Annotated in this window: 2 protein-coding genes and 2 pseudogenes; 2 read left to right on the top strand and 2 right to left on the bottom strand. The window is 43.3% G+C overall.

The window, feature by feature from the left end:
- Window positions 1–181: 181 nt before the first annotated feature.
- Complete coding sequence (locus O9332_RS16770) at window positions 182–2,569, top strand: DUF3769 domain-containing protein (RefSeq protein WP_002760782.1); 2,388 nt, start codon at window positions 182–184, stop codon at window positions 2,567–2,569.
- Between the two features lie 404 nt (window positions 2,570–2,973).
- Here O9332_RS16770 and O9332_RS16765 read toward each other — a convergent pair.
- Window positions 2,974–3,447 (bottom strand): annotated as a pseudogene (locus O9332_RS16765) (ISAs1 family transposase); the annotation flags it as partial.
- 73 nt (window positions 3,448–3,520) lie between these two features.
- Here O9332_RS16765 and O9332_RS16760 point away from each other — a divergent pair.
- Window positions 3,521–3,706, top strand: coding sequence for a hypothetical protein (locus O9332_RS16760; protein WP_288026522.1), 186 nt, complete (start codon window positions 3,521–3,523; stop codon window positions 3,704–3,706).
- Here the strand turns inward: O9332_RS16760 and O9332_RS16755 are convergent.
- Window positions 3,638–3,844: pseudogene (locus tag O9332_RS16755) on the bottom strand (ISAs1 family transposase); the annotation flags it as partial. The gene O9332_RS16760 and the pseudogene O9332_RS16755 sit on opposite strands and share 69 nt — an antisense overlap.

Below are 3,844 nucleotides of genomic sequence, written 5' to 3'. Positions count from 1 at the left end.
AAATGGGGCGAAAGTCTGTGGACTCTGTGTAAGACAGTACATGGTTTTTTAACTGTGGTATGCGACGGTGGTGGAAGCAGAAACTTAAATCGTGAGGTTTAGGAATCGCCGCACTTTTAGGGCGGCGAGGATGTCAATGAGGTTCGCTCGTCCTCTATTTTGATCGCCGACTCGTGCAGTCATGTCTTTTTTTCTCTTAGCTGTTGAACCACCTGCCCTGATTAATACTGTAGCTGAACCGGAAACGGAGGAGCGCCAAGTTTCGGAAAATAGTCCCACGTCTGTAGTTTCCCTCCCTGTCACCCCAGCACCTCTAGAAGCAAAAAAGCCTTCAGCAGAGAGCGTTTCTATTCCCCTCACCGTCACTCCACCCCCGGAAACCGTCGAGGTAAAACCCTTGGTTCCCGATGAGGGTATTCCCTTGGAACCTTTACCTAGCAGTGCGGGTGATGCGGCAACTTTAGGAACACCCCTTTCTGTTCAGAATTCTCCACCCCCCGCAGCCGTTGGTGTCACCATTAATCCCGAAACCGAGATAGTTTCAGGATTAAATCAAAAAGCTCTTAACCAGAAAAATGGCTCAACTCGGCTATTAGTGAGGAAAAAAGGCGAAAAAACCAGCCAAGAATACTTGATTTCCCTCAATAACAGCCTAGCTCAGACCGCTAATCCAGAAGGGGAAAGACCCATGGAATTAGTGGCCGATGAGCAGGAATTTGACCAAAATCGGCAGATTATCACCGCTAGAGGTAATGTCACCCTGCGTTTTGCCGAAAGTGTACTAACGGCCGATCGCTTACAGATTAATCTTCCCGAAAAGTTAGCGGTAGCGGAGGGCCAGGTGATCCTAACCCGGGGAGATCAAATCCTGCGCGGCGATCGCTTTGAATATTATTTCGTCCAGGATAGCGGTGTGGTATTTAATGCTAATGGGGAGATTTTTCAACCCAGCACCGCTAGGGATTTAGGGCAAACGCTGCCCACGGATGTGGGGGCCGGTAGTTCTTTTGCAACCCTAACCGATCGTTTGGCATTAAATCAACCCTTGCAGAGAATCACTACGGGAGAGGGTTTTCAATTTGTCGTCGGGGGACAGGATCCCAGTCGGCGCGATCGACAGAATATTAGTAGTCCGTCGGGGGGAACGATTAATCGCGTCCGTTTTCAGGCCGAACGCTTGAATTTTGATGGTAAGGTGTGGAATGCCACTAATGTGCGTCTGACGAATGACCCTTTTTCCCCCCCTGAGTTGGAAGTTCGGGCCAATTCCGCCACTTTTCGCAGTACCGGCCCCTTTACCGATGAGTTACGGATGAGTAATTCCCAGTTGGTTTTCGATCAACGGGTAGTGGCACCCACTTTTATTAATAGTCTCACTTTCGATCGCCGTCGTCGTCGTCCTTTTTTAATTGCCCCGGGCTATGATGGGGAGGATCGGGGCGGATTTTTCGTAGAAAGTCCCCTAACTTTAGTGGAGACACCGAAGACTATTTTTGAGTTGACACCGCAATATTTAATTCAAAAAGTCCTTAATCCCGATGCTTTTCCCTCAGCTAACCCCGGAGGTGGGGAAGTTTCGGCCCTTAGTCCGAAAGCTTTTGGTTTATTGGGCAATTTTGCCACTAATTTTGGCGAGCGCTCGTTTTTGCAAGCGACAGCTTCTTTTTCTAATTTAGATTTGGAACAGATCGAAAATAGTGTTCGTTCTAAAATTCGCTTTCAACAGACGATCGGACAGTTGCAGGATCCCTATCTGCTCAATGTGGAGTACAATTATCGCGAGCGTCTTTTTAACGGTTCTTTAGGGTTTCAGACGGTTAATAGCAGTTTTGGGGCAATTTTGACCTCACCGGTGATTGTCGTCCCGAATACGGATATTAGACTCAGTTATCAAGCTTCTCTACAGAATATTAACGCACCCACCGATCGCAGTAATCTCTTAGCGGCCAATGCAACGGATAATGTTACTAATTTAAGCCGTTTTCAGGGCGCTGTCTCCCTCAATCGCAGTTTTTTACTCTGGTCTGCCCTTACTTTACCACCGACTCCCGACCAAGGTTTAAGATTTTCTCCTCTTCCCGTTCAACCCTATATTGCTATTGTCACTGGTGTCACTGGTGTCACCAGTTATTACACTAATGGAGAGACGCAAAATTCCGTCACGGGAACCGTGGGATTATTAGGACAGTTTGGGCGTTTTTCCCGCAATTTTTTCGACTATACCGGGTTTAATCTCAGTTTTAGTCAGGGTTTGGTTAACGGACAATCACCCTTTTTCTTCGATCGCTTTGTTGATCAACAAACAATGTCCTATGGTATAACTCAACAGGTATATGGTCCGATTCGCGTGGGTTTCCAGAGTATTTATAGTATCGATCAAGCGAAGGAAATCAGTACAGAATATTTTCTCGAATGGAGTCGTCGCACCTATAGTTTAATTTTGCGCTATAACCCGGTGCTGCAGTTGGGAATACTCAACATCCGCGTGTCGGATTTCAACTGGACAGGCAACCCCGGCTATTTTGAGGGCAGCGATGTCCGTCCGGTGGTGGATGGAGTAACCCGTTAAGACTACATGGGAATTATGAATTATGAATTATGAATTATGAAGTGGGGTGTGGGGTTTTAGGGATTTTCAGATCGGGATTACCTCTCATTGAGACTCCCTTGGCTAACTTCTAAGTAGTTGGTTATAATCAAATTAAAAATGGATTATAGGTTCGATCCCCCCTGCCCCTAGGGTTGATTCATTTAAATTAAGTACAGCGGATTTTGAGTCAATAAATTTGAATGAAAATTCTCAAGTTTATCTTTCTCTAACCAAAAGAGTTAGTCACAATAACTAATCTTTAATCCTCTGCCAATATTTATTATGAATAAATTGATAAAGCTTGTTCCCAAGCTACTAAAAGCCTATCTCTCTTGAAATTTCCTGAGAGTACATCCTGTTAACTTAGCTAATTTTTCTGCTTCTTACGTCGATAAAACTATCAGTTTTTCCCAACGTTCAGCTAACCACCTCTGTCCCTCTGTTATTGAGAGAAAACCCAAACCTCTGAAAAGATTCAATCCTATAGTTGTGAGAATTGACCAATTGCTGGCCGCTTGAAAATCACTTATCTCGCTTTTATCTTCCTCAAAAATTACATCTTTTACCCAATGTAACTGATTTTCTATTTTCCAATGTCCTCGAATAATTTTAGCAAATACTTGGGCGGATTCGGTTAGGCTACTGATATAGTAAGCAGTTTATTCATAGGTTTTATCCCCGCGACTACCCTTTCTTTCTACTTTAATAAGTCTTCGCAGATTTTCAAACCCTTGTCTTTCATTTTTCCTCACTTTAAAAACTTCTATTTTTCTTGATATTTTTCATCCATGACTATTGTCTTGTTCAAGAAAACAACTGTCTGGCTTTGAGGAATTACTCAGGTCTTGTATGGTTCTTCGGTTTTTGTTATGCAATGGACGGGGGTTATAAGGGATGAAACCCTTATATAGAAAGACATTGCTTCGATTTTTGCCAATTGTTTTCAATCTAGAACGAACTAATCAATTAAGTCTCTTGCCAGATAAGGATTTAGCCGATTTCTGCCCCCTGAGCGAACCATACCAAGTAACGAAGAACCTCTTGTATTCGCTTATAAAGATTTTTCTGATTTCCTTTAACGGTGATAACATAATCATTTTTAGTCTTGGCTATTAAGCTGATTGTTTTTTTCTGACAGTGTAAAGCATCCCCAGTAAAAACTTTATTTTGGAGAGAGCAATCCTCAATTATAGCTTGACCTTCGTTGATTTCAGACCCTTTTTTGTTTTCGATTCTTTTTAAGTGTAATACTAA

It is taken from the genome of Microcystis sp. LE19-10.1B (assembly GCF_027530565.1).
GTDB classification, from domain to species: Bacteria; Cyanobacteriota; Cyanobacteriia; order Cyanobacteriales; family Microcystaceae; genus Microcystis; species Microcystis aeruginosa.
Note: the sequence above shows the minus strand (reverse complement) of the source record. Positions and strands in the feature narration are given on the sequence as shown.

Coding starts and splice junctions, on each gene's coding strand:
- O9332_RS16770 (WP_002760782.1), top strand. CDS start 182: ATGTCTTTTTTTCTCTTAGCTGTTGAACCACCTGCCCTGATTAATACT.